Genomic DNA, 4,297 nt, shown 5'->3' with positions numbered 1-4,297 from the left:
TGATGAGTGGATTTAAAAGTTGACCTTATGGATTTTAAAACATTCTGTCTGAAGGATCATCAGGTCCTTCATCCTTCAGGATGACAAGATAGGTATGATGAAAACCCTGAGTCAGTAAATTGGTTTCTGAAGAAATGGTTTCGATCGCTGTCTCTCCATGGGTCCAGCTCAGCGATCCGTTCTTACCGGTGTAATTATCCCCGGCACTGGCGATGAAATCGGGGATCAGGGATTGTGCCTGTGAAAAACAGGCCGGGCCAGCAATCATAAGAAAAGCAAGACATAAATTTTTCATAGGTAAAAGATTCAGAACGGATATCGTGTTGATCAAGGGTTCATTCATCCACTAAAGCAGAATCCTAGGCCGGGTCGCAACCTTTGTTTTGTGCTATTAATATATGGTAAATAAACCGGGATTCAATGCGGGAGTTTCCCTGCGTCAGGAATGGATTTCCCTGGGTAGGTTTTCTGCGTATTTTCGGTTAGCATTCCGAAGTGGAAGAATGTATTAAAAGGGTGATCTTACTGAATAAAAACGCTTAAAGAGACCCGATCGCCTTCAGGAAATCCTCTTTCCGGTTTCGCGACACCGGAACAATTTCCTGGCCGGTCATCACAACATAGCCTCCTTTTCCGCGGATATATTCCAGGACCTGGTCAAGGTTAATGATATAGGATTTGTGGACGCGGAAGAAATTCCGGTTGAGCAGTCGTTCCTCGAAATCCCCCAGTGGTTTTGAGACCGTGACCTTTGCACGGTTGATGAAGGAAAAGATGGAGTAGGCCCGGTAGGCCTCTGCATGCACAATGTCTTCAAAATTGATAAAAACGAAACCTTCCTGGGTGGGCAGGGGTAATTTACGGCACCAGGCATCTGGCTGAGTTTCCTCCTGCAGGGATGGTTTGGAGTCTTCATATTTTTTCGTGAACCTTTCCAGGGCGTGGGCAAGGTCGTCCTGCGTCACGGGCTTGACCAGAAAATCCAGAGCACTGTTACGGATGGCCTCCAGTGCATACTTGCTGTGGGCTGTGGTGACGATCACCTCAAAATGAACTTCCGGCATGGGTGACAGCAGGTCAAAGCCATTGCCGTCGGGCAGCTCTATGTCGAGGAAGAGCAGGTCGATGGTAATACATTTAAGCAACGTCTTTGCTTCCTGGAGCGATTGGGCAATGCCGATGACCCGGATATGCGGAAAATGATCGGTGATCAGATCCTTTAACTTCAATGCGCTGAGTGGATCATCTTCTACGATCAGCGCAAGAAATTCGCGTTGATACCCCATTGTGAGTGATTTTTGGGGTAAATATACGTTAGATTTATTGATAAATCAATACCTTAACCTGATCTCGCCCATCTATTTTCAGACTTGATCACCGTTTTCATAGGGACCTGGAGGTTGCAAAGGAAAAAGGGGGCATATTACAATACTGATCCCATCCCTTAAATTTTCATTCACGTATGCTTTACAACGAACCGGTAAAGGCTAACCTGCGTGTCGTAATGGCGGGTTCCCCGGTGTCATAGTTCAGCTTCCATTGGCGGGCAAGCAGTACCAAGTCCAATCTATCTTATTTTCTCCACAACCAGTACATGACCAATCTTAGCGCCGTAACAGAGAAAACAGTTAGTGATATGGGGTACAACTGAAATAACCTCTCCCTCAAGATCATTGATGAATTTCGCAAGTTGCCACTGAAAGTCATCCTCATTGACCACAAGGCAATTGACCCTGTACGTCATTTGCTCTTTGATATTATTAATGTGCCTGGTTCTCCTTTAAACGTTTCACCTCCTCCTGCAGCTCTTCGATCGTCGCCTGCTGCTCGTGAACGGCAAGAACTCTATTTCCTGCCTCACTTCTGCCTGCGAAGGAATTCAATGAATCAATTAATCAACAACCCTTCGCTGAGGTCAGGGCGTTTCCTTGAGGCATCGGACCGAAAATCCGGTTTCCTTGTAGAGGTAGTTCCGGAAAAGGAAGGCGAGGCTGTAGTTCAGGAACCGGTACCACGCATCGTCAGTACTGTACTGTGAGGAAGACCAGAACTGACCGTTGTTGCCAAGGTCGTAGAAGCTCCCATCCAGGATGAAGCGGTCGCCCCCCGGAAGGCCTGAAAAACCACTTTCATTGGTAGCACCAGTGTTGGGATCAAACCAAAGGCCCGTTCCTGCTTCAATGGTACCGGTGGTTTTCATCTTACCTCCTGCAACGGTTGAGCCCCCTAAATAAAATGACAAAACCGACCATTCTCCATCCGTGGGAATATGCCAGCCTGGTGGACAAATGCCCTGTGCCCCTTCCGTTGTCACATACTGCATCGCCTCCGGCCATTCGTACATCCCGCCATAAGTGTCGCACTTGGCTTCATCGTTGTCATAACAGTATTTTTCAATGGTACCGTTATCCAGTTGCTGAAATCCACCCTGGGTGCTGTTGATCCTGGTTCCAATGTTCATGTTTTCTGCCATCCAGCACTGATCACCCATCAGAACCGTAGCATAGGATTGCCCATCCCGGCTATCAACCAGAGTATCACCACAGGAGAATCCTGCAGCAAAGCTGACCAGCACTGTGTCCAAAGAACTCCCACACTGAGTAGTGATCGTCCAGCTAAGTGAATAGGCATTCCCTGCCAGTCCGGTGATGCCGCTTGTCGGGCTCGTTGTATCGGTTACTGTCCCTCCTGTGCCAGTAATGATGTGCCATACCCCTATGCCATAGGTAGGCGTGTTCCCAGCCAGAGTGGTCGAGGTGCCGGGAATATTGACTTGATCCGGCCCAGCATTGGCTTGAGAGGGTTGTGGCCAGCATCCCTTGAGGCAGCGGACAGAATATCCGTTTGCCTTGTCGTAGTCGAGCCGATGAATATTCTGGTAGTCGAAAGATAGTTCCCTGCTCCATGAATAACCCGAATTGAGGTAGGATGAAGACCAGTATTGACTGAAGTTGCCAAGACCCATAAAATAATAGCCATAACCATCTCGATATCCACCGGGAAGACCATTGAATCCGCTTTCATTGGTGGCGCCCTCGTTAGGCGCAGTCCAATGGATCAACCCGGATTCCTTTAGACTGCCCCCTGCATCCAGACCTCTCCACCCCGTATAGTCCCATACAGGGTCCCCTATGGGAAACTGACTGTCAACAGTTCCTTCAAGTATTTTCCATTCATTATCTGTTGGAAGATGCCATCCAGAAGGACAAATACCCTGGACTCCTTCCACAGTATCATATTGCATGGTTTCCGGCCATTCGTACAGACCACCGTAAATTGCACAACTTGCTTCATCGTTGTTGTAACAATACTTTTCGATGATCCCATTATCTGTTTGCTGATAGCGTCCAGGATAGGTGCTATTGATTTTGGTGCCCACGTTCAGGTTCTCTCTGAACCAGCACTGATCCCCGATTTTAACTGTGTTGTAGGTTTGTCCTTCATATGTCACTGTCGGTTCCCCCGGGCATGGTATGGCTGGCACATCCATGATGATATTGACTTCAGAAATTAAATCCAGCACGCTTATGATCCCATCATTAGTTACATCTGCGGCTTCGAAGTTGAAGGGATCAGGATTAAGCCCCATGATATAATTGACAATGGTGATAATATCCAGGACATTGATAACGCCATCATCATTGGCATCTCCGTAGAGGATATTATCTTCAGGCAGGCCTGGGAAATCTGGGGCAGAAGCCTGGATTCTGTTCGTAGATAATGAGAACAGCAGCAGGGTCACGCTCAGGCAAAGGATTAACTGTTTCATGACTAAATGGTTTTGAGATATCGAGCAATAAATATACAAAGATTTAACGGGTTATGCAAACGGCTCTGAGAGAATAATGAAGAGGTGTAAGGAGGCTTGTTTTTCAGATCGTGTTGAATACTTTGACCTCACTCACTCAAACTGCGTCTGTTGCGGAGCTGAGGCGGGGGGAATGATATCAGATTAACCGATTAACCGATATCTGATGTTTGATTTAAATCGAAAATCAAATCGAAAATCAAATCGAAAATCAAATCGAAAATCAAATCGAAAATCAAATATCGGTTAATCGGTTAATCAGATATCGACACGCCCTCCCATAGGCATTTACCGGCACCTTGCATGTCCCGGGCAAGGCAAAGTATTGACTTTCGCCCCATATTATTGTACCTTTCAGAACAATTTCATTTTCACTCACCTCAATCTCAACGCCATGAACAAACACGCATCCCTGATCATTGCCCTTACCGGCTTAATGATCTGTTCAATGAATTTTACCGTGCTGTCGCAGGCACCGCCATCCTTTAA

General features: G+C 46.9%; 4 protein-coding genes. All 4 read right to left on the bottom strand.

Annotated elements, in window-relative coordinates; genetic code table 11:
- Positions 1–34 precede the first annotated feature (34 nt).
- The 4 genes from PKI34_13560 to PKI34_13545 all read right to left on the bottom strand — a co-directional run bounded on the left by PKI34_13560 (position 35) and on the right by PKI34_13545 (position 3,769).
- Complete coding sequence (locus PKI34_13560; GenBank protein ID HNS18832.1) at positions 35–295, bottom strand: hypothetical protein; 261 nt, start codon at positions 293–295, stop codon at positions 35–37.
- A gap of 244 nt (positions 296–539) precedes the next feature.
- Positions 540–1,286 (bottom strand): LytTR family DNA-binding domain-containing protein, encoded by a 747-nt coding sequence (locus PKI34_13555; GenBank protein ID HNS18831.1) that lies wholly within the window; start codon positions 1,284–1,286, stop codon positions 540–542.
- A 474-nt stretch (positions 1,287–1,760) separates the two neighbouring features.
- The gene (locus tag PKI34_13550; GenBank protein ID HNS18830.1) at positions 1,761–1,883 is read right to left on the bottom strand and encodes a hypothetical protein; all 123 of its coding nucleotides are present in this window, start codon (positions 1,881–1,883) and stop codon (positions 1,761–1,763) included.
- A gap of 32 nt (positions 1,884–1,915) precedes the next feature.
- Positions 1,916–3,769 carry an FISUMP domain-containing protein gene (locus PKI34_13545; protein ID HNS18829.1) on the bottom strand — a complete coding sequence of 618 codons (1,854 nt, stop codon included), beginning with the start codon at positions 3,767–3,769 and terminating at the stop codon, positions 1,916–1,918.
- Positions 3,770–4,297 lie beyond the last annotated feature (528 nt).

The sequence above is a fragment of the Bacteroidales bacterium genome (assembly GCA_035342335.1).
Classification (GTDB): domain Bacteria; phylum Bacteroidota; class Bacteroidia; order Bacteroidales; family JAGONC01; genus JAGONC01.
The sequence above is the reverse complement of the archived record's forward strand: the minus strand, read 5'-3'. Positions and strand labels throughout refer to the sequence as shown.

What these genes read in the sequence shown, in the direction of transcription:
- PKI34_13555 (HNS18831.1), bottom strand. Translation starts at nt 1,286, where the DNA reads ATGGGGTATCAACGCGAATTTCTTGCGCTGATCGTAGAAGATGATCCA.
- PKI34_13545 (HNS18829.1), bottom strand. Translation starts at nt 3,769, where the DNA reads ATGAAACAGTTAATCCTTTGCCTGAGCGTGACCCTGCTGCTGTTCTCA.
- PKI34_13560 (HNS18832.1), bottom strand. Translation starts at nt 295, where the DNA reads ATGAAAAATTTATGTCTTGCTTTTCTTATGATTGCTGGCCCGGCCTGT.